Genomic DNA, 20,567 nt, shown 5'->3' with positions numbered 1-20,567 from the left:
GTGATCCACCTGAGTCGATATCTGCGCTTTCACTTTGCCTGGCTGGCCCTGGTGCTGCTGGCCTTGACCGGTTGCCAGAGCGTGCCGCCCAAAGGCCTGACGCCTGAACAGATCGCCTTGCTCAAGCACGAAGGCTTTCGCCTGACCGACGAAGGCTGGGAATTCGGCCTGTCGAGCAAAGTGCTGTTTGGCAGCGACTTGGATGCCCTGAACAGCGAGAGCCAGGCCATTGTCGAGCGTCTTGGCAAGTCGCTGTTGTCGGTGGATATCCAGCGCGTGCGGGTTGACGGACACACCGACGCTTCCGGCCGTGCCGCGTACAACGAGCAACTGTCACTGCGCCGGGCCAAGAGTGTTGCCAATGCGTTGAGCGCTATCGGCATGCGCCCGGAAAACATCGAAACCCGTGGCCTGGGCAGCCGCGTTCCGGTGGCCAGCAACGACACCAGCGCCGGGCGTATGGAAAACCGCCGCGTTGCTATCGTGGTTGCATCTGACTAATCAGCGAAGACAATCTGGCGCGACTCACCCATCAATAGTGGTGCGTTGCGCTCAGTGACATTGCGGATGTAATCCCACAATAGGGTAATTCGCTTGAGTTTCCTCAAGTCCTCGCGGCAGTACATCCAGAACTGCCGGGTAATCTCCACCTCTTGCGGCAGGATCGCCACCAGGCGCGGATCCTGTGCGGCCAGAAAACACGGGAGAATCGCCAGCCCACGGCCTTGTTGCGCAGCCACATACTGGGCAATCACGCTGGTGCTGCGCAGGTTGGCGCTGGCCGCCGGGATCAGGTTGGCCAGGTACAGCAACTCTGAACTGAAAGCCAGGTCGTCGACGTAACTGATGAACTGATGGTCAGCCAGGTCGCTGCTGCGGGTGATCGGCGCGTGGTTGTCGAGGTATTCCTGGGTGGCGTACAGGCGCAGGCGGTAATCACACAGCTTGCAGCACACGTAGGGGCCATGCTCCGGGCGTTCCAGGGCAATGACGATATCGGCTTCACGCTTGGACAGGCTGATGAAGTGCGGCAGCGGCAGGATGTCTACCGAGATCGCCGGGTAGGTGTCGACGAAATGACTCAGTTGCGGGGTGACGAAGAAACTGCCAAAGCCTTCGGTACAGCCCATGCGCACATGCCCGGAGAGCGCCACACCGGACCCTGACACCTGCTCACAGGCCATGTGCAGGGTGCTTTCGATTGACTCGGCATAGCTCAGCAGGCGCTGCCCTTCAGCGGTGAGAACAAAGCCGTTGGTCCGCGATTTCTCGAACAGCAGGGTACCCAGCGCACCTTCCAGCGAACTGATGCGCCGCGACACCGTGGTGTAGTCCACGCCCAGGCGTTTGGCCGCGCTGCTGGCCTTGCGGGTTCGCGCCACTTCAAGAAAGAACTTCAGGTCATCCCAGTTCAGGGAGCCCAGGGAGGTGATGTTTTTTTGCATGTTGGTCCGGTTTTTATGTTCGTTCTTATAGGATCTTTGCACATCTATACTCCAAATCAGCCCCTAGACCCAAGCGTCCGTCGTGACAGACCCGGCGGCGTCGATCTCTCCCAAACAACAATTTCAGGAGAACGCACATGAACGCATCCCTTACTCCCGACCAGACCAAGGTCGAGCAGGTCAAGCTGCTGATCGACGGCCAGTGGGTCGAGTCGAAAACCACTGAGTGGCGTGACGTGGTCAACCCGGCCACCCAGCAAGTGCTGGCGCGTGTGCCGTTTGCCACCGCTGAAGAAGTCGACGCGGCTATCGCTGCCGGCCAACGTGCCTTCAAAACCTGGCGTGATACCCCGATTGGCGCGCGTATGCGCATCATGCTCAAGCTGCAAGCGCTGATCCGTGAGCACTCCAAGCGCATTGCCGTGGTGCTCAGCGCCGAGCAGGGCAAAACCATTGCCGACGCCGAAGGCGATATTTTCCGCGGCCTGGAAGTGGTGGAGCATGCCTGCAGCATTGGCAGCCTGCAGATGGGCGAGTTTGCCGAGAACGTTGCCGGTGGTGTCGATACCTACACCCTGCGCCAGCCCATCGGTGTGTGCGCCGGTATTACCCCGTTCAACTTCCCGGCGATGATCCCGCTGTGGATGTTCCCGATGGCGATCGTCTGCGGCAACACCTTCGTGCTCAAGCCGTCCGAGCAGGACCCGCTGTCGACCATGATGCTGGTCGAGCTGGCGCTGGAAGCCGGTGTGCCAGCCGGTGTACTGAACGTGGTACACGGCGGCAAGCAGGTGGTCGATGCCCTGTGCACTCACACCGATATCAAGGCGATTTCCTTCGTTGGTTCTACCGAAGTGGGCACCCACGTCTACAACCTCGCGGGCCAGCATGGCAAGCGTGTGCAGTCGATGATGGGCGCGAAGAACCACGCGGTGGTGCTGCCAGATGCCAACCGTACGCAAACCCTCAATGCCCTGGTCGGCGCCGGTTTCGGTGCTGCCGGTCAGCGCTGCATGGCTACCTCGGTGGCGGTGCTGGTGGGCAAGGCGCGTGAGTGGCTGCCGGAACTGAAAGAACTGGCGGCCAACCTCAAGGTCAACGCCGGCAGCGAGCCAGGCACTGACGTTGGCCCACTGATTTCCAAGCGTGCCAAGGAGCGTGTGCTGGGCTTGATCGAGAGCGGCATCAAGGAAGGCGCCAAGCTGGAACTCGATGGCCGCGACGTCAGCGTGCCGGGCTACGAGCAAGGCAACTTTGTCGGCCCGACCCTGTTCTCCGGGGTGACCACCGACATGCAGATCTACACCCAGGAAATTTTCGGCCCGGTACTGGTGGTGCTGGAGGTCGATACCCTCGATGAGGCGATTGCCCTGGTCAACCGTAACCCCTTCGGTAACGGCACTGGCCTGTTTACCCAAAGCGGCGCTGCGGCGCGCAAATTCCAGAACGAAATCGATGTGGGCCAGGTGGGTATCAACATCCCGATTCCGGTGCCAGTACCGTTCTTCAGCTTCACCGGTTCCCGCGGCTCGAAGCTGGGTGATCTGGGCCCATACGGCAAGCAAGTGGTGCAGTTCTACACTCAGACCAAGACCGTCACCAGCCGCTGGTTTGATGACGACAGCGTCAACGACGGTGTGAACACCACCATCAGCCTGCGCTAAGGAGCTGCATCATGCGTATCGCATTTATCGGCCTGGGAAATATGGGCGCGCCCATGGCACGCAACCTGATCAAGGCCGGGCATCAACTGAACCTGTTCGACCTGAACAAGACGGTGCTGGCCGAGCTTGCCGAGCTGGGCGGGCAAATCAGCAGCTCGCCGCGTGATGCCGCGCAGCAGAGCGAGCTGGTGATCACCATGCTGCCAGCTGCGGCCCATGTGCGCGGTGTGTACCTGGGTGAAGACGGCGTGTTGGCCGGTGTGCGTGCCGGTACGCCGGTGGTCGACTGCAGCACCATCGACCCGCAGACCGCCCGTGATGTTTCCGCAGCGGCGGCCAAACAGGGCGTAGACCTGGCTGATGCCCCGGTGTCTGGCGGTACCGGTGGCGCAGCGGCGGGTACCCTGACCTTTATGGTCGGTGCCAGCGATGAGCTGTTCGCCACGCTGCAACCGGTGCTGGCGCAGATGGGCCGCAACATTGTGCATTGCGGTGCGGTAGGGACCGGGCAGATTGCCAAGATCTGCAACAACCTGCTGTTGGGCATCTCGATGGTCGGTGTGTCCGAGGCCATGGCCCTGGGCAATGCGCTGGGCATCGACACCAAAGTGCTGGCGGGCATCATCAACAGTTCCACCGGGCGTTGCTGGAGTTCTGATACCTACAACCCGTGGCCGGGGATCATCGAGACGGCACCTGCGTCTCGCGGTTATACCGGAGGGTTCGGTGCCGAGCTGATGCTCAAGGACCTGGGGCTGGCCACTGAAGCGGCGCGTCAGGCGCATCAGCCGGTGATTCTCGGTGCCGTAGCACAACAGCTTTACCAGGCCATGAGCCTGCGCGGTGACGGCGGCAAGGACTTCTCGGCCATTGTCGAGAGTTACCGCAAACCAGAGTAACGAGGCGGACTTTATCGCGACTCCCGTTCCACACCCACCTGTAACTGCGCACCGGGTGGGTGAGGAGGGGGCTCGCGATATTTTTTTTGGGTAGGAGCGGGCTTGCCCCGCGATGGTGGGCTGTCTGTCACATCGTATCGCGGGGCAAGCCCGCTCCTACCAAGTGGCCGACCAAGGCTTGGCTGTGGCCGGGCAGGTTCAGAAAGTCTCGGGCGCAGAGCAACAGTTGGCGATTGGCCCAGGGGTCTTTTAACGCCACACTGCGCAGTTCCAGCACGCCTTGCCAGCGGCGCACGGCGGCCAGTGGCACCACGCCTAGCCCGGCACCGTGAGCCACCATGCGGATGACCCCGTCGAAGCTCTCGGCCCTGACCCGCACCTGCATACGTCTCCCGAGTTGCAAGGCCTGTTGCTCCAGATGCAGCGCCAACGCGCTGTCAGACGACAACCCGACGAATCCCTGTTCCAGCGTGTCGGCAAAACGCAGGTCGCCGTGTGCCGCTAACGGATGAGCAGGCGGCATGATCAATACCAATGGGTCGTCGCGAAAGAACTGTGTCTGCAAATGCTCGTGGCTGGCGGCAGTGGAGATGATGCCAAGGTCCGCCGCGCCCTGGGTGATGGCCTGGACGATGCGCAGGCTCGGCAGCTCCTGAACGTCGAGGGTGATGGCCGGGTAGCTGGCGAGAAAGCTTGCCAGCCGTTCAGGCAGGTATTCGCTCAGCGCCGCCGTATTGCACAGCAGGCGGATCTGGCCTTGCAGGCCTTGAGCGTACTGCGCCAGATCGAACTGCAAACGCTCCACCTGTTGGCCGATCAAGCGCGCGTGCTGCAGCAGCGCCTGGCCTGCCGAGGTTGCCTGTACGCCACGGCGATTACGCTCCAGCAAGGGCGTACCCAGGGATGCCTCCATGGCGCGAATCCGCGCGCTGGCAGCCGGTAGCGAGAGGTGGCTGCGTTGGGCGCCAGCGGTGATGTTGCCGCACTCCAGGGTGTGCTGGAACAGTTGCAGGTCAATCAGATCGAAATGCATGTGCCTCTGCCTGAGCAATAGTCTGACTCAGTATATGGCAGATTTTCAGCGGCCCGCTGCACAGGCAGGATGGGCCTATGACAACCTTATTTGGCTTTTATCAGGCACTCGGCCCGGCGCTGTCGCTGCTGGTGGTGTTCACGTTTCTGCTGGCCGGTGCGGTCAAGGGGGTGATCGGCCTGGGGCTGCCCACCGTTGCCATGGGCCTGCTCGGGCTGGCTATGCCGCCAGCGCAGGCAGCCGCGTTGCTGATTGTGCCGTCGACACTGACCAACCTCTGGCAACTCGGCGCAGGCGCTCACCTGTCAGCCCTGTTGCGTCGATTGTGGCCAATGTTGCTGATGATCTTTGTCGGAACCGTGGCTGGCAGCGCCTGGCTGGGCATCAACACTGGCGCGTGGGCAGCGCACGCGCTGGGTGCAGCGTTGCTGGTCTATGCGTTGTATGGCGTGTTCGGCCCGGCTGTGTGCTTGCCCCCGGCATGGGAGCGTGTGGCAGGGCCGATGTGTGGGCTGGCCACCGGCGTGGTCACTGCGGTCACCGGGGTGTTTGTGATCCCGGCGGTGCCGTACTTGCAGAGCCTGGGGTTGAACCGTGACGAGATGGTGCAAGCGTTGGGCCTGTCGTTCACGGTTTCGACCCTGGCACTGGCCTTGGGCCTGGCCGGGCAAGATTCGCTCGGTGTCGAGGCGTTGGGGGCATCCTTGCTGGTGCTGTTTCCGGCGCTACTGGGCATGCTCGCTGGCCAGTGGTTGCGCCAGCGCATCAGTGCCGTGCTGTTCAAACGGTGCTTCTTCGTCGGCCTGGCACTACTTGGCGCACACCTGCTGTTTAACGGCTAGCCGAGGATGGGCTGAGCATGTCGATCAGTTGAATGTCGAAGTCGCGTTCGAGGTAGTCCATGCGTTTTTCGAAGAACTGCTGCATGTGCGGCAGTGCTGAGTGCTCGTCCAGTGCAGCCTTGCTGGCCCAGATTTCGTAGAACACGAACAGGCTCGGGTCTTGCTTGTCACGCAGCATGTGGTACTCGATGCACCCGGGCTCGGCACGACTCGGTTCGACATAGGCGCGAAACAGGGTTTCGAAGGCTTCAGCTTTTTCCGGGCGGGTCTTGGCTTTGAGAATGAAGCCGTAAGGTTCGCTCATGAGGTTGACCTCTGGTGGGGATGCGCTGATTTTATTTCAATAATGTCTGCTTGATTCGTGCTTTTCAGTCAAAAGTTTTTTGCACCATCGACGGTTTTTCCATCACCTTGCTTTCCTTAATCTGCCGCCATTCCAATTCACCCGAGCCGGGCCGTTCCAGACACCGCCGCGGATCGAACCACAGATGAGGCACGTGATGAAAAAAGTTCTGCTGCTCAATGGCGGTAAAAAGTTCGCCCACTCCGATGGCCGTCTCAACGAGACCCTGCATGAAGCGGCCCTGGCGTTTCTCGATCGCGCCGGTTTCGATATCAAGACCACCTACATCGACGGCGGTTATGACAACGCTGAAGAAGTGCAGAAGTTTCTCTGGGCTGACGTGATCATCTATCAGATGCCAGGTTGGTGGATGGGCGCACCCTGGACCGTCAAGCAATACCTGGACGAGGTGTTTACCGCCGGTCACGGCAGCCTCTACGCCAATGACGGTCGCACCCGTTCCGATGCATCGCAGAAGTACGGCAGTGGTGGCCTGATCCACGGTAAGCAGTACATGCTCTCGCTGACCTGGAACGCTCCGCAGCAGGCGTTCGACGACCCCACGGATTTCTTCGAAGGCAAAGGTGTGGATGCGGTGTATTTCCCATTCCACAAGGCCAACCAGTTCCTCGGCATGAGCGCACTGCCAACCTACCTGGCCGTCGATGTGATGAAGCGCCCGAATGTCGAAGCCGCCGTGGCGGCCTACGAGCAACATCTGGCCCGGGTTTTCCAGATCCCGGCCTGATGAAGTCTTGCGCAGGCCGTGGCAAGCGGCTATCTATCACGGTTGTTGCCATCTCCGGGATACAGCCGTGAAAGTCAGGTCCGATGAATTGCAGGTGTTCGTCTCGGTGATCGAGTGCGGCTCGATTTCTGCCGCCGCCGAGCTCAATGCGCAGACGCCTTCGGCGGTCAGCCGAACGTTGTCGCGCCTGGAAGCCAAGCTCGGCACCACGTTGATCAACCGTACGACACGGCGCATGGACCTGACCGAAGAAGGGCGATTCTTCTTCGAGCGGGCCAAGGCGATCCTGCAGCAAATGGATGAGCTTGAAGAGCACCTGTCGCTGCACCATCAAACGCCTTCAGGTCGCCTGCGAATCAATGCGGCCTTGCCGTTCATGTTGCATGCCATCGTGCCGTGGGTCGGTGAGTTCCGCGCGTTGTATCCGCAGATCCAGCTGGAACTCAACACCAGTGACCAGATCATCGACTTGATCGAGCAGAGCACCGACGTTGCCATCCGCATCGGCGAGCTGGCCGACTCCAGCCTGCATGCCCGTTCGCTGGGCTGCAGCCCCTTGATCGTGCTGGCCAGCCCCGAGTACCTGGCGCGGCATGGCACCCCCGAGCGGGTCGAAGATTTGCAGGCGCATTCGCTGCTCGGTTTTACCCAGACCGAAACCCTCAATCATTGGCCGCTGCGCCATGTCGAGGGTGACCGCTTGCTGATCCGCCCGAGTGTCTCGGCCTCCAGCGGCGAAACCTTGCGCGAGCTGGCGCTGGCCGGTGAGGGCATCGCCTGCCTGTCGCACTTCATGACCCATGAAGATATCCGCAGCGGGCGTCTGCAGGTGGTGTTGCCCGAGTACAACAGCGGCTATCGCCAACCGATCAACGCGGTGTACTACCGCAACTCGCAGCTTGCCCTGCGCATCCAGTGCTTCCTCGACTTCATCCAGCACAAGCTGGCGGCCTACGCCTGCTGAATAATCGGCTTGCGACAGAACCTTCCTGCGAGCGGCGAAAACGCCAGCGGTGTTTGATTAGTTTTCCGACATAAGCCTTAATGGCTGTTCAACGAAAACAACACCAAGGAAGCGCTCATGCACGTTGTGATGTTCCGATCCCTGGCCCTGAGTGCCGCGATAATCGCCAGCTCATCGGCTTACGCCGTGACACTGGAAGGTGGCGCGGTGGCTGCACCCGATCAATATGGTGCACAGGTGGCCGCCGAAATCCTCAAAAAAGGTGGTAACGCGGTAGACGCCGCCGTCGCCACGGCCTTCACCCTGGCCGTGACCTACCCCGAAGCCGGCAACATCGGCGGCGGTGGGTTCATGACCCTGTACATGGACGGCAAGCCTTACTTCCTTGATTACCGCGAAATTGCGCCCAAGGCTGCCAGCCGCAACATGTACCTGGACGAAAAAGGCGAAATTATCGAGAACCTGAGCCTGGTCGGTGCCCGCGCAGCTGGTGTACCCGGTACGGTGATGGGCTTGTGGGAGGCGCATCAAAAGTTTGGCAAGCTGCCCTGGGCTGAGCTGATCACCCCGGCGGTGGGCTACGCGAAGAACGGCTTCAAGATTGCTGCCAAGCAGTATCAGTACCGCGAAGATGCCTTGGGCCTGTTCAAGGACAGCACCAACTTCAATGACTACTTCGGCACCATGAAAGTTGGCGAGACCTTCAAGCAGCCGGAGCTGGCGCAAACCCTGGAGCGCATTGCCGACAAGGGCGTCAGTGAGTTCTATCAGGGCAAAACCGCCGACCTGCTGGTTGCGCAGATGCAGGCGGACAAAGGCCTGATCAGCAAAGACGACCTCAAGGATTACAAGGCGGTGTGGCGTGAGCCGATGGGCATCGAATGGCGCGGCAACATGGTCTACACCGCACCGCTGCCAAGTTCGGGTGGTGTCGCGCTGGCGCAGCTGCTGGGCATCAAGGAAAACCGTGCGGCTGACTTCAAAGGCGTGGAGCTGAACTCGGCGCGCTACATTCACTTGCTGGCGGAAATCGAAAAGCGCGTGTTCGCTGACCGTGCCGACTACCTGGGAGACCCGGCGTTTTCCAAGGTGCCGGTGGATAAGCTGATCGCCAAGGACTACATCGCCAAGCGCGCTCAAGAGGTCAACCCGAACGCCATCTCGGAAACCGAGAAAGTCCGCCCAGGCCTGGAACCGCACCAGACCACGCACTTCTCCATCGTTGACAAAGACGGCAACGCCGTCAGCAACACCTACACCCTGAACTGGGACTACGGCAGTGGTGTGGTGGTCAAGGGCGCAGGCTTCTTGCTCAACGACGAGATGGACGACTTCAGCTCCAAGCCGGGTGTGGCTAACGCCTTCGGTGTAGTCGGTGGTGACGCCAACGCCATCGAGCCGGGCAAGCGCATGCTGTCGTCGATGGCGCCGACCCTGGTGACCCGTGATGGCCAGGTCACCCTGGTACTGGGTACGCCGGGTGGTTCGCGGATCTTCACCTCGATCTTCCAGGTGCTGAACAACCTGTACGACTACAACCTGCCGCTGGAGAAAGCGGTGGCGGCGCAGCGCGTGCATCACCAGTTGCTGCCCAAAGACACCATTTACTTCGACGCTTATGCGCCACTGACCGGCAAGGTCGCTGATGAGCTGAAGAAGATGGGCTACACCCTGGAGGATCAGGGCTGGGAGATGGGCGATATCCAGGCCATTCGCGTCAATGGCACCGCGCTGGAAACCGCTTCTGACCCACGTGGGCGTGGGGTGGGGCAGGTGGTTAAGTAAGCGTTGAATTTGTCGCGGGGCAAGCCCGCTCCCACCAGACTTATCCGGTGGGAGCGGGCTTGCCCCGCGATTTTTTACACGCGGAAGTGACTGACCAACGTTTGCAGCTGATTACCCAACCGCGCCAACTCAACACTGGAGGCCGCCGTCTCATCGCTGGCCGCCGCTGTCTGCTCTGACACATCACGAACGTTAACGATGCTGCGGCTGATCTGTTCAGCCACGGCGCTCTGCTGCTCAGCAGCAGCGGCGATCTGCTGGTTCATCGACTGGATGTTCGACACCGTGCGGGTGATGCTCTCCAGCGAAGCGCCGGCTTTGCGCGTCAGGTCGACACTGCTTTCGGTCAGGTTACGGCTACCCAGCATCACATTGGCCACCTGCTGCGTCCCACTCTGCAAACCGGCGACCAGCTCTTCAATCTCTTCGGTCGATTTCTGCGTACGCTGGGCCAGGCCGCGCACTTCGTCGGCCACCACCGCAAAGCCACGACCGGCTTCACCGGCACGGGCCGCTTCGATGGCGGCATTCAGCGCCAGCAGGTTGGTCTGCTCGGCCACCGATTTGATCACGTCCATGACGCTACCGATCTTCTGGCTTTCCTGTTGCAGCAGGGCCATGGCTTCGGTGGAACGCTGCACTTCTTCGGCCAGGCGTTCGATCTGGCTGATCGCCTCGGCCACGACTTGATCACCGGCCCGCGCTTGCGCATCGGCGTCGGTGGCCGCAGAGGAGGCATGCTCGGCATTACGCGCGACTTCCTGCACGGTGGCCGCCATTTCGTGCATGGCCGTGGCAACCTGATCAGTCTCGATTTTCTGGCTGTTGACCCCGGCGCTGGTTTCTTCAGTGACCGCCGACAGCTCTTCCGCGGCGCTGGCGATCTGGGTGACACCATCGCGGATGCCGCCGATCAGGTCACGCAGGGTCGCCGCCATGCGTTGAATGCCTTGTTGCAGTACGCCCAGTTCGTCGCGGCGGGTGACGTGCAGGTTGTGGCTGAGGTCGCCAGTGGCGATGCGTTCGACCACGGCCAGGGTTTCGCGCAGCGGGCGAGTGATCTGGCGAGTGATGATGACCGCCGCCAGCACGCCGGCCAGCAAGGCCAGCAGGGTTGCGGTGAGTTGCAGGGTGCGGGCCTGAGCACTTTCGCTGTCGCGGCGTTCAATCTGGATCTTGTACAGCGCATTACTGGTCTTGACGATGGTTGCACCTTGTACGGTCATTTCCTGACGGGCGACGGCAACGTCGGCGGTGGCGTCGCGGAACTGGCGAACAGCCTCACGGTAGGCCAGTACGGCGCTTTCGAACTGCTGGATACGCGCCGCTTCGGCTGGCATCTGACGGTTCAGGCTGGCGATCTCGGCCAGCGCATTATCAAGCTGGCGCAGCGCCAGTTGTTCGGTTTCGCTGCTGATATCGGCAATGTAGCTGCGCACGGCCAGACGCACTTGGAACAGTTGCTCCTTGGCCTGGGTGATGGTGCGGAACTGCTCCAGGCGGCTGGCGTCAGTTTCGGGCAGGGCGAGGATGTCGCGGTTGATCGCTTCGACCAGCTCGATGGCACGGGAAGCGGCCAGGTTCATCGCATCGCGTGCGGCAAGGCTGGTTTTGTAGCCTGCGCGCATTTTGTTGATCGAAACCTGGTACTCGCTGATGGTCAGGCCCAGGTCCTGGAGCAGTTTGACGTTCTCTGGGCTCTTGAAGTTCTTGAGCAGCTTTTGTTGCTGTGCACTGAAGGCGTTGAGCTTGACCTGGACATTACCAGCGGCGGCATCGTCGCCGTTGGTCAGCATGTACTGCAGGCGGGTGACACGCAGTTCGGCCAGGTCGCTGTTGAGCTGAGTGATGTCACTCATCCAGTTACTGCGATCAATCAGCCCACCCATGCTGTTCCAGCCGGTCAAGGCCAACAGGCCGGTGAGCAGCAGCACCAGGCCGAAGCCCAGGCCGAGTTTCAGGTTGAGGCTGATATTGGCAAACCATCTATTCATGTAATCCCTCCAGGAACGTTGTGCGTCTTGATCCATATCGCTGGAAGGTTGTTGTTTTTGATGGCCAGCCGATGCTCTGAGCAAGGTGTATCGGCCACTTGCGGCGGAGCTGAAACGCTTTTTCAGCAAAAATATTCAGGGGAAGTTTCAGAGTGTTTCCGCGGCAGGGAAGGGCCCTGCCGCGGGTCAGGCGGGCGCCTTTAAAGTGCGCGGGCGGAGAAGGTATCGCACTGGCTGATGTCGCCTTTGGCGAAGCCGGTCTTGAACCAGCGTACGCGCTGCTGCGAGGTGCCATGGGTGAACGAATCCGGTACTACGCTACCCTGGCCTTGCTGCTGCAAGCGGTCGTCACCAATGGCATTGGCGGCGTTCAGGGCTTCTTCGATATCGCCGGGCTCAAGCCAGTTCAGGCGCTGCTGGGCCTGGTAAGCCCAGACACCGGCCAGGCAGTCGGCTTGTAACTCCTGACGCACCAGCAGGCCGTTGTCGCCTTCCATGCGTTCGCCACGCTGGCGCGCCGCCTGAACCCGGGTCGACACACCAAGCAAGGTCTGCACATGGTGACCGACTTCGTGGGCAATCACATACGCCTGGGCGAAATCGCCCGCTGCGGCAAAGCGCTGCTCCATTTCGCGGAAGAAGCTCATGTCGAGGTAAACCTTCTGGTCAGCCGGGCAATAGAACGGGCCGACCGCCGAGGAGGCGAAGCCGCAGGCTGAGTTGATCTGGCCGCTGAACAGGGTCAGGGTCGGGTCTTTGTACTGACGGCCAGCCTGGGCGAAGATCGCCCGCCAGGTGTCCTCGGTATCGCCGAGGATAGAGGCGACGAACTCGGCCTGCTCATCGTTGGCCGGTGGCGCCTTGCCGGTGCCGGTGCTGACCGGCGCACTGGTCTGGCCCATCTGCCCGGTCAATTGGCCGAGGATCTGTAGCGGGTCTTGCCCGGTGATCCAACCGATGCCGACTATCAACAGAATCGCCCCGATGCTCAGGCCCTTGCCACCGCCGAAGCGCATGCCGCCACCGCCCTCGCCACGGGCATCGACCACATTGTCGCTACGCCTGCCTTTTCGCCATTGCATGAGTGCTCTCCAGCGCTTGAAAACATGAGCTAGAAGATTAGTTCACCCGGCGTAGCTCCGTGGGATTACTGCGTCTTTCATAACCTATTGGTTATGCATGCAGGGGTTCTTTTCAATGTTCTCCACAGCGGACATGCCGGAAACTGCAAGCTCGCCTGCCACGCTCAGGTGTTCCAATAATTCCAAGACAGGAGAACGGCATGTCTGTGCAAGACAACAGTCGCTTCGCTATCCGTGATCGTAACTGGCACCCGAAGGCCTTCACGCCGGATTACAAAACTTCCATTGCCCGTTCGCCGCGTCAGGCGCTGGTGAGCATTCCTCAGTCGATCAGCGAAAGCACAGGGCCGGACTTTTCTCACCTGAAGTTCGGTCAGCATGATCACGACCTGCTGCTCAATTTCAACAACGGTGGGCTGCCGATCGGTGAGCGGATCATTATTGCCGGCCGTGTCTGCGACCAGTACGGCAAGCCAATCCCGCACACCCTGGTGGAAATCTGGCAAGCCAACGCCGGTGGCCGCTACCGCCACAAGAACGACCGCTACCTGGCGCCGCTGGACCCCAACTTCGGTGGTGTCGGCCGCGCGCTGACCGACAGCGAGGGCTACTACAGTTTCCGCACCATCAAGCCGGGCCCGTACCCATGGCGTAACGGCCCCAATGACTGGCGCCCGGCGCATGTGCATGTCTCGATCAGCGGCCCGTCGATTGCGACCCGTCTGATTACCCAGCTGTATTTCGAAGGCGACCCGCTGATTCCGATGTGCCCGATCGTCAAATCGATTGCCAATCCGGATGCGGTGCAGAGCCTGATTGCGCGCCTGGACATGAGCAACGCCAACCCGATGGACTGCCTGGCGTACCGCTTCGACATCGTCCTGCGCGGCCAGCGCAAGACTCACTTCGAAAACTGCTGAGGAGCGTCCCATGCCTACTCAATTGCTGCCGGAAACGCCTTCGCAAACCGCAGGCCCTTACGTACACATCGGCTTGGCCCTGGAAGCGGCAGGCAACCCAACCCGCGATCAGGAAATCTGGAACTGCATGGCCCGCACCGATGCGCCGGGTGAACACATTCTGGTGTTCGGCAATGTCTATGACGGCAACGGCCACCTGGTCAGGGACTCGTTCCTGGAGTTCTGGCAAGCCGACCACAATGGTCAGTACCAGGGCGACTTCGACCTGGAACAGCCGTTCAACAGTTTTGGCCGCACGGCGACCACCTTTGACGCCGGTGAGTGGACATTGCACACCATCAAGCCTGGCGTCGTGCGTAACGCTGCCGGGGTGCCGATGGCACCGCATATCAACATCAGCCTGTTTGCCCGTGGTATCAACATCCACCTGCACACGCGCCTGTACTTCGATGACGAGGCCCAGGCCAATGCCCAGTGCCCGGTGCTCAACCTGATCGAACAGCCGCAGCGGCGCGAGACTTTGGTGGCGAGCCGTTGTGAAGTGGACGGCAAGCTGGCCTACCGCTTTGATATCCGTATTCAGGGCGAAGGCGAGACGGTGTTCTTCGACTTCTGATTGCGGTTGGTTTTATCGCGGGGCAAGCCCGCTCCCACAGGTAGGAGTGGGCTTGCCCCGCGAAGCGATAGCACTGACACACCGCTATCGCGGGGCAAGCCCGCTTCTACCGGATGGTGTTGCGTTCACCGCGATCATTCGTACTCCGTCACCCCGGCAATATGCCGCCCGGCGATGTAGCCGAAGGTTGCCGCTGGCCCCAGATTGATCCCGCCAGCCGGGTAAAACCCGCCCATGATGCTGGCCATGTCCGTCCCCACCGCATACAAGCCGCTGATCGGCTGACGCTGGCTGTCCAGCACCTGGGCATGCTCGTTGGTCTTGAGCCCGGCGAAAGTACCAAAGCAGCCTGGCTCGACTTTCACCGCGTAGAACGGCCCCTGCTCGATCGGCGCGACGCAAGGGTTGGGCCCGTGCAGGGCGTCACCCTGTTTACGGTTGTAAGACGTCGAGCCGCGGCCGAACAGCGGGTCTTCGCCGTTGCGCGCGTGCAGGTTGTATTCGGCAAGTGTGGCAGACAACCCTTGTGGATCGATGCCGCACGCCGTGGCCAGGGCCTCGATGCTGTGGCCGCACTTCAGATAACCGGAACGGATGAATGGCTGCACAGGCAAGGGAAACGGCCGCGACATGCCCAGGCCATAGCGGCGTTGAAAGGCGTGGCTGCAGATCAACCAGGATTCGACCTTCTCTCCAGGTGCCTGGGCGACCATGGCGCTGACATAGTCGTAGTAACCGTCAGCTTCGTTGACGAAGCGTTTGCCGTTGGCCAACACCCCGATGATGCCGGGTTTGCCGCGTTCGATAATGTGCGGGAAGTGTCCGCTGCTGCCGTCCTTGTGGTTAACCCGCGAAACCGGCGCCCAGGCCACCGGGCTGTGCAGGTCGTCAGCTACCTGGCCTCCGGCACTTTCGCCCAGGCGCAAGCCATCACCGCTGGCGCCCAGCGGCGGCAGGGCCAGGTGTTCGTGGCCGGTTGGGGTTCGCGGGAACAGCGCTTTGCGCCGCTCGATGTCGTTGGCGAATCCACCGGCCGCCAGCACCACGGCTTTTCGCGCATGAATGCTGACGGGCCCACGCGCCGTCTCGACCACCGCGCCGCTGACCCGGCCCTGTTCCTGTAGCAACTGCCTGGCAGGGGCCGACTCCCAGAGCAACACGCCGAGGTCTTGCGCTGACTTGGCCAAACGTGCAACCAGCGCTACACCGTTGACCAGTTGCATCGCCCGGCCGTATTGCGCCAGGTCGAGCAGGTGGCGGCAGAAGCGCTTGCTCACATGCAGCAGGGAGCGCCACGAGCGGGTCAGGGTGAGGAACGCGTTGAGGTCTTTGCCGGCCATGATCGGCATGCCCAGGAACGACGTTTCGCGCATTGTCTTGCGCAGGCGCTTGAGCAGTTTGGCGACCTCGCGTCCGTCATAGGGCGCGGCAATCACCGAACGCCCACCGGTACCGGCACCCGGGGTTCGACCATGGATATCGGCAATGCCGTTGCCATCGGCAAATTGCAGCGCGGTATGGCGTTCGAAAAAAGACACCATGCGTGGCGCAGCCTCAAGAAAGGCGTCGATCATGCTGGCGTCAAAGCGTTCCCCCAATTCGTGCTCAAGGTAAGTGCGTGGCTGGGAACGCGCTTCGATGATCCCGGCCCGCTGCGCCAGCGGGTTGCACGGCACCCACATCCAGCCGCCCGACCAGGCCGTAGCGCCGCCGAACACCGCATCCTTTTCCACGACAATCACTTTCTGCCCATGCCATGCTGCCGTCACTGCAGCTGACAAACCGGCCGCACCGGAGCCGATGACCAGTACATCGCAATCGACCTGTGCGGGCGTGGGGGAACCGGTAGCCATGGGCAGTCTCTCCTCGAACAATGGGTTTTGTTATATTCTGGAACAAGATTCCATATTCTAGTTTTCCATGTGCTGCTCATCCAAGCGCTGAGCGTATAAAGTGGGCGAAGATCGGACAGTGTTTTGCGCTTTGCCCGTGGCTCTTTAGAATCGGCACAATTTTCAAGGACCGTGAACCATGGCCGGCAGTCAGATCGAACGCGCGTTCAGCCTTCTCGAACGCCTTACCAGCGAACCCCGTGGGCTGCCCCTGCAGACCCTGGCCGAAGAGCTGGATATCCCTAAGAGCGCCACCCACCGCATGCTCGCCGAGCTGATGCGCCTGGGTTATGTACGGCAAAACGCCGAGAGCCAGCGTTACCACCTGAGCACGCGCCTGGTGGCCATGGGCTTTCGCTACCTGGGCAGCAGCGGCGCCGACATTGTTCAGCCGATCCTCGATCGCCTGGCGCAGCAAAGTGGTGAACTGGTGCGCCTTGGAGTGATCGATGGCGACCGGCAAACCTGGATTGCCAAGGCCCAGGGCGCCCGTTCGGGCCTGCGCTATGACCCCGACATGGGGCGCGACGCGCCGTTGTTCTACACCGCCTCCGGGCATGCCTGGCTGTCCAGCCTGAGCGATGCGCAAGCCTTGTTGCTGGTCGAGCGTCAGGGGATCGCCGAGCCAGAAGCGTTCGGCCCCAACGCGCCGCGCTCCAATGCCGAACTGCTCGAGCGCCTGCGGCTGGCGCGCGAGCATGGGTATGCCTGGGTGGTAGAAAGCTCGGCGGTTGGCACCTCGGCCCTGGCCGCCGTGGTGCGTAACCCGGTGGATGGCCATGCCGTGGGTGTCCTCAGTGTTGCCGGGCCCAGCGCACGCATGAGCGAAGCCCGCCTGCATGAACTGGCACCCACCCTGTTGGCCGCCGCCGCAGAATTATCAGCAGCCAGCCCAGCCTCCGAACTCTTCACCTGATTCCCGACCCTGTAGGCGCGGCGGGACAGCGACCCGACTTGCCCCGCGATCCTATTATTTCCCTTGCACTGAAAGTGGAACATGGTTCTAAATAAGTGAATTCCACTTTCAGAGATCACAACCATGAGTCAACGCGTGATGTCCCTCGCTGCCCTGACCGTGCTCGAGCTGTCCCCTGTGGACATGGTCGAAGTTGCCGCCCGCGCCGGTTACAGCCATGTCGGCCTGCGCCTTGAGCCCGCCACACCCGAGGAACATCACTTTCCGCTGGTGACCGACGCCGGTTTGCGTCGGCAAACTGCCGCCCGCCTGCGTGACACCGGCATCAACGTGCTGGATGTGGAAATCCTGCGGCTCAAACCCGACACCTGCGTCGCCGACTTCGAGGCCTTGCTGGCAGTGGGCGCCGAGTTCGGAGCCAGCGAGCTGTTGGTGGCCGGCAACGATCCTGATGAGCAGCGTCTGACCGAGCGTTTCGCCGCGCTGTGTGAGCTGGCCGCACACTACCGCTTGCACCCACACCTTGAGTTCATGCCCTGGACCGATGCCAAGAACCTCAATCAAGCCGTGCGCATTGTCGAGCAGGCCGGGCGCGACAATGGGTGTGTGTTGGTCGATGCCTTCCATTTCGATCGTTCGGAATCGTCGCTGGATGACTTGCGCAAGCTGGCCCCGTCACGCCTGCGTTATGCTCAATTGTGCGACGTGGCGGGGCCGCGTCCCCAAGACATGGCCGAGATTTTGCGACAAGCCCGTAATGAGCGGCGTTTTCCGGGGGACGGCGATTGCGACCTGCCAGGGCTGCTGGATAGCTTGCCGCCCTCGATCCCCTTGAGCCTGGAAATTCCCACCCGGCACTTGTATGAACAGGGCGTCAGCGCTCTGCAACGGGCACAAATGGCCCTGGACAAGACCCATCAGCTGCTTGTGCAGCACTGACCGCGAGCTGATCTCATGCCCCGTTCCTCTGCGCTTAACGATGCCAACCAGCCATTGCGGGGCATTTTGCTGGTGGTGCTGGCGACCTTCCTGTTTGCCAGTCATGACGCCTTGTCGAAGTACCTGGCTGGGTTCTATCCGATTCTCTGGGTGGTCTGGGCCCGTTATCTGGTGCATACCCTGCTGATGATGGCGATCTTCCTGCCGCAGTCCGGGCTGCGTGTGTTGCGCACCCGCCGCCCCGGGCTGCAAGCGTTGCGCGCCTTGTGCCTGCTGGGCACCAGCCTGTTGTTTACCACGGCCCTGCAATACATCCCGCTCGCCGAAGCCACGGCGGTCAACTTCCTCGCGCCTTTGCTGGTAACGGCGTTGTCGTTGCCGTTGTTGGGCGAGAAGGTCACCCGTGGGCAGTGGGTGGCGGTGCTGGTGAGTTTTGTCGGGGTCACCGTGATCATTCACCCGGGCGGCGAACTGTTCACGCCTGCGGTGCTGCTACCGTTCGGCTCAGCGCTGTGTTTCTGCTTCTACCAGTTGCTGACCCGCAAGCTCAGTGGCATCGATAGCCCGACCACCAGCAACTTCTTCACCGGCGTGCTCAATACCCTGGTGATGAGCGCCATCGTGCCAATGTTCTGGCAAACCCCAAGCTTCATTCACGGCTTGATGGCCGTGGCGCTGGGCACTTGCGGCATGACGGCGCACCTGTTTCTGACTCAGGCTTTCCGCCATGCCCCACCGGCGATGCTGGCGCCGTTCAGTTACTGTCAGATCGTGTTTGCCGGATTGCTCGGCCTGGTGCTGTTCGGACACAGCCCGGACATGGCCGGGCTGGTCGGGATTGCGCTGATTTGCCTGAGTGGGCTGGGCGCTGCCTGGTTGCAGCGCAAACCCTAAGCTTCGACGTTCGGCACTTTGCGCGGCGCCATCAAGTACATCCAGATCAGGGCAATGAAGTACATCGCCGGGATCATGGTGAACAGCAAGGTGTAGTTGTTGTTGGTGGTGGTCAGGATGTAGCCCACCAACTGGGTCATGAACATCCCGCCAATCGCGGCGCACATGCCGCCGAAGCCGAACACCGTGCTCATCATGTGCTTGGGCGTGTAGTCCATCACCAGGCTCCAGATGTTGGCGGTCCAGGCCTGGTGCGCGGCGATTGCCAGCGAAATCGCCAGTACCGCGACCCACAGGCTGCTGGCGCCAGCGGCAAAGATCACACCGATGATGGTCAGGGCAAACAGCAGCATCGACAGCAGGCGCGCCTTGACCGGTGCCATGCCACGTCCAATCAGGAACGAAGACAGAATGCCGCCTCCGACGCTGCCGAAGTCGGCGCTGATGTAGATGACGATCAACGGGATACCCATCTGCGTCACGCTGATGCCCAGGTTGTACTGCTGGTTGAGAAACGGCGGCAACCAGTACAGGTAGAACCAGAACACCGGTGCGGTCATCGAGTAAGCCAAGGCGAAGGCCCAGGTGCCGCGCATACGCAAGATGCGCGAAAAGGGTACGCGGCTCTGTTCCGGCTCCACTTCACTTTGCACGTAGGCCAGTTCTTCCTTGCTGACGCTTGGATGGTCTTCCGGGTTGAAGTACTTCAAGCCCCAGAACACGACCCACACCAGGCCCAGCGCGGCCATGCCGAGGAAGGCGGCCTGCCAGCCCCAAATGGTGAGCACCAACGGCAGCAGCATCGGGGTGAACATCGCACCAACGTTGGTGCCGGCATTGAAGATGCCAGTAGCCACAGCCCGCTCACCCGCCGGGAACCACAGGCGGGTGGTTTTGACGCAGGCCGGGTAGTTGGCCGCCTCAGTCAGGCCAAGAATGAAGCGGCAAACCATAAAGCCCACCGCCGAAGTCGCCAGGCCATGGGCACCGGTCGCCAGGCTCCAGAGCAGCACGGCGCAGAAGAACACACGCTTGACGCCGATGCGGTCGATCAACCGCCCTTGAAGGACGAAGCCGATGGCATAGCCGACCTGGAACCAGAAGTTGATGTTGGCGTAATCCATCGCCGTCCAGCTCATTTCCTTGGCCAGAATCGGCTGCATGACGCCCAGGGCGGCGCGGTCGATGTAGTTCAGGGTGGTGGCGAAGAACACCAGGGCAAGCATGACCCAACGGGTCTTGCCGACCGCCATGGCGCCACGGATTTTATCGCCGATGCCGGCGTGCGGACCGCTGGCCAGCGGTTGGGCTATGCGGGTGCTGTGCGAATGGATCATGGGAGGGGTACCCGTATTTTTATGTTTATGGGTCAAGCATGGGTAATGCAACGCAAAGGACGCCGGGGTGTGCGGCTGTCGTTTGAAATGGCAGGCGTCGAGGCGCTTTTGGCGCGTCGAACATTTCTGCCCGGTGTCGAAATGGTGCGCCTGTGGTCAAAAAAGGGTCAATTCACCGAACGCTATTTTGGGCGATAATCGCACACAAAACTAACCAGTTAGTACCTTTTTAATTGAGCAAAAAGTGTACACCG

The 20,567-nt window shown here is 61.3% G+C and carries 19 protein-coding genes; 12 read left to right on the top strand and 7 right to left on the bottom strand.

The features are described from left to right. Nucleotides 1-501 (top strand): OmpA family protein, encoded by a 501-nt coding sequence (locus ACP6KB_RS24430; protein ID WP_442109953.1) that lies wholly within the window; start codon nucleotides 1-3, stop codon nucleotides 499-501. Here ACP6KB_RS24430 and ACP6KB_RS24425 read toward each other — a convergent pair. Further along, nucleotides 498-1,445, bottom strand: coding sequence for a LysR family transcriptional regulator (locus ACP6KB_RS24425; protein ID WP_442109951.1), 948 nt, complete (start codon nucleotides 1,443-1,445; stop codon nucleotides 498-500). The genes ACP6KB_RS24430 and ACP6KB_RS24425 overlap by 4 nt on opposite strands. Nucleotides 1,446-1,582: 137 nt before the next feature. Between ACP6KB_RS24425 and ACP6KB_RS24420 the strand changes: the two genes are divergently transcribed. Together ACP6KB_RS24420 and mmsB are read left to right on the top strand one after the other, a co-directional pair. Beyond that, nucleotides 1,583-3,109, top strand: coding sequence for a CoA-acylating methylmalonate-semialdehyde dehydrogenase (locus ACP6KB_RS24420; RefSeq protein WP_442109949.1), 1,527 nt, complete (start codon nucleotides 1,583-1,585; stop codon nucleotides 3,107-3,109). A gap of 11 nt (nucleotides 3,110-3,120) precedes the next feature. Further along, complete coding sequence (gene mmsB / locus ACP6KB_RS24415) at nucleotides 3,121-4,008, top strand: 3-hydroxyisobutyrate dehydrogenase (RefSeq protein WP_442109947.1); 888 nt, start codon at nucleotides 3,121-3,123, stop codon at nucleotides 4,006-4,008. Between the two features lie 127 nt (nucleotides 4,009-4,135). Here mmsB and ACP6KB_RS24410 read toward each other — a convergent pair whose 3' ends face one another. Then, complete coding sequence (locus ACP6KB_RS24410; RefSeq protein ID WP_442109945.1) at nucleotides 4,136-5,041, bottom strand: LysR family transcriptional regulator; 906 nt, start codon at nucleotides 5,039-5,041, stop codon at nucleotides 4,136-4,138. A 77-nt stretch (nucleotides 5,042-5,118) separates the two neighbouring features. Between ACP6KB_RS24410 and ACP6KB_RS24405 the strand changes: the two genes are divergently transcribed. Next, nucleotides 5,119-5,883, top strand: a complete 765-nt coding sequence (locus ACP6KB_RS24405; RefSeq protein ID WP_442109943.1) for a sulfite exporter TauE/SafE family protein — start codon at nucleotides 5,119-5,121, stop codon at nucleotides 5,881-5,883. On the opposite strand, the gene ACP6KB_RS24400 is transcribed toward ACP6KB_RS24405, so the two are convergent. Then, complete coding sequence (locus tag ACP6KB_RS24400) at nucleotides 5,873-6,187, bottom strand: putative quinol monooxygenase (protein ID WP_442109941.1); 315 nt, start codon at nucleotides 6,185-6,187, stop codon at nucleotides 5,873-5,875. The genes ACP6KB_RS24405 and ACP6KB_RS24400 overlap by 11 nt on opposite strands. A 196-nt stretch (nucleotides 6,188-6,383) precedes the next feature. On the opposite strand from ACP6KB_RS24400, the gene ACP6KB_RS24395 reads away from it, so the two are divergent. From ACP6KB_RS24395 to ggt, 3 genes are all read left to right on the top strand, one after another. After that, complete coding sequence (locus tag ACP6KB_RS24395) at nucleotides 6,384-6,974, top strand: NAD(P)H-dependent oxidoreductase (protein ID WP_442109939.1); 591 nt, start codon at nucleotides 6,384-6,386, stop codon at nucleotides 6,972-6,974. Between the two features lie 67 nt (nucleotides 6,975-7,041). Then, nucleotides 7,042-7,938: a LysR substrate-binding domain-containing protein gene (locus tag ACP6KB_RS24390; protein ID WP_442109937.1), complete on the top strand. Its 897-nt coding sequence runs from the start codon at nucleotides 7,042-7,044 to the stop codon at nucleotides 7,936-7,938. 117 nt (nucleotides 7,939-8,055) lie between these two features. Next, nucleotides 8,056-9,723, top strand: coding sequence for a gamma-glutamyltransferase (gene ggt, locus ACP6KB_RS24385; protein WP_442109935.1), 1,668 nt, complete (start codon nucleotides 8,056-8,058; stop codon nucleotides 9,721-9,723). A gap of 74 nt (nucleotides 9,724-9,797) precedes the next feature. Here the strand turns inward: ggt and ACP6KB_RS24380 are convergent, their stop codons facing one another. Further along, entirely contained in the window at nucleotides 9,798-11,717 is a 1,920-nt protein-coding gene (locus ACP6KB_RS24380; RefSeq protein WP_442109933.1) for a methyl-accepting chemotaxis protein, read from the bottom strand. 200 nt (nucleotides 11,718-11,917) lie between these two features. Next, complete coding sequence (gene ypfJ / locus ACP6KB_RS24375; RefSeq protein WP_442109931.1) at nucleotides 11,918-12,799, bottom strand: KPN_02809 family neutral zinc metallopeptidase; 882 nt, start codon at nucleotides 12,797-12,799, stop codon at nucleotides 11,918-11,920. A 200-nt stretch (nucleotides 12,800-12,999) separates the two neighbouring features. Between ypfJ and pcaH the strand changes: the two genes are divergently transcribed. Further along, the gene (gene pcaH, locus ACP6KB_RS24370; protein WP_442109929.1) at nucleotides 13,000-13,719 is read left to right on the top strand and encodes a protocatechuate 3,4-dioxygenase subunit beta; all 720 of its coding nucleotides are present in this window, start codon (nucleotides 13,000-13,002) and stop codon (nucleotides 13,717-13,719) included. Between the two features lie 10 nt (nucleotides 13,720-13,729). After that, entirely contained in the window at nucleotides 13,730-14,335 is a 606-nt protein-coding gene (gene pcaG / locus ACP6KB_RS24365; protein WP_442109927.1) for a protocatechuate 3,4-dioxygenase subunit alpha, read from the top strand. 134 nt (nucleotides 14,336-14,469) lie between these two features. Here pcaG and ACP6KB_RS24360 read toward each other — a convergent pair whose 3' ends face one another. Continuing rightward, a complete protein-coding gene (locus tag ACP6KB_RS24360; protein WP_442109925.1) occupies nucleotides 14,470-16,188 on the bottom strand; it encodes an FAD-dependent oxidoreductase in 1,719 nt (572 codons plus the stop codon). A 178-nt stretch (nucleotides 16,189-16,366) separates the two neighbouring features. Between ACP6KB_RS24360 and ACP6KB_RS24355 the strand changes: the two genes are divergently transcribed. The 3 genes from ACP6KB_RS24355 to ACP6KB_RS24345 all read left to right on the top strand — a co-directional run bounded on the left by ACP6KB_RS24355 (nucleotide 16,367) and on the right by ACP6KB_RS24345 (nucleotide 18,976). Further along, a complete protein-coding gene (locus tag ACP6KB_RS24355) occupies nucleotides 16,367-17,143 on the top strand; it encodes an IclR family transcriptional regulator (protein ID WP_442109923.1) in 777 nt (258 codons plus the stop codon). Nucleotides 17,144-17,266: 123 nt separating this feature from the next. Continuing rightward, on the top strand, nucleotides 17,267-18,082 hold the full coding sequence (locus tag ACP6KB_RS24350; RefSeq protein WP_442109921.1) for a sugar phosphate isomerase/epimerase family protein: 816 nt from the start codon (nucleotides 17,267-17,269) through the stop codon (nucleotides 18,080-18,082). A gap of 15 nt (nucleotides 18,083-18,097) precedes the next feature. Then, entirely contained in the window at nucleotides 18,098-18,976 is an 879-nt protein-coding gene (locus ACP6KB_RS24345) for a DMT family transporter (protein ID WP_442109919.1), read from the top strand. On the opposite strand, the gene ACP6KB_RS24340 is transcribed toward ACP6KB_RS24345, so the two are convergent. Then, complete coding sequence (locus tag ACP6KB_RS24340; protein ID WP_442109917.1) at nucleotides 18,973-20,313, bottom strand: MFS transporter; 1,341 nt, start codon at nucleotides 20,311-20,313, stop codon at nucleotides 18,973-18,975. The genes ACP6KB_RS24345 and ACP6KB_RS24340 overlap by 4 nt on opposite strands. Nucleotides 20,314-20,567: the final 254 nt, after the last annotated feature.

Source organism: Pseudomonas sp. NUPR-001, assembly GCF_052147955.1.
Lineage (GTDB): Bacteria > Pseudomonadota > Gammaproteobacteria > Pseudomonadales > Pseudomonadaceae > Aquipseudomonas.
Note: the sequence above shows the minus strand (reverse complement) of the source record. Positions and strands in the feature narration are given on the sequence as shown.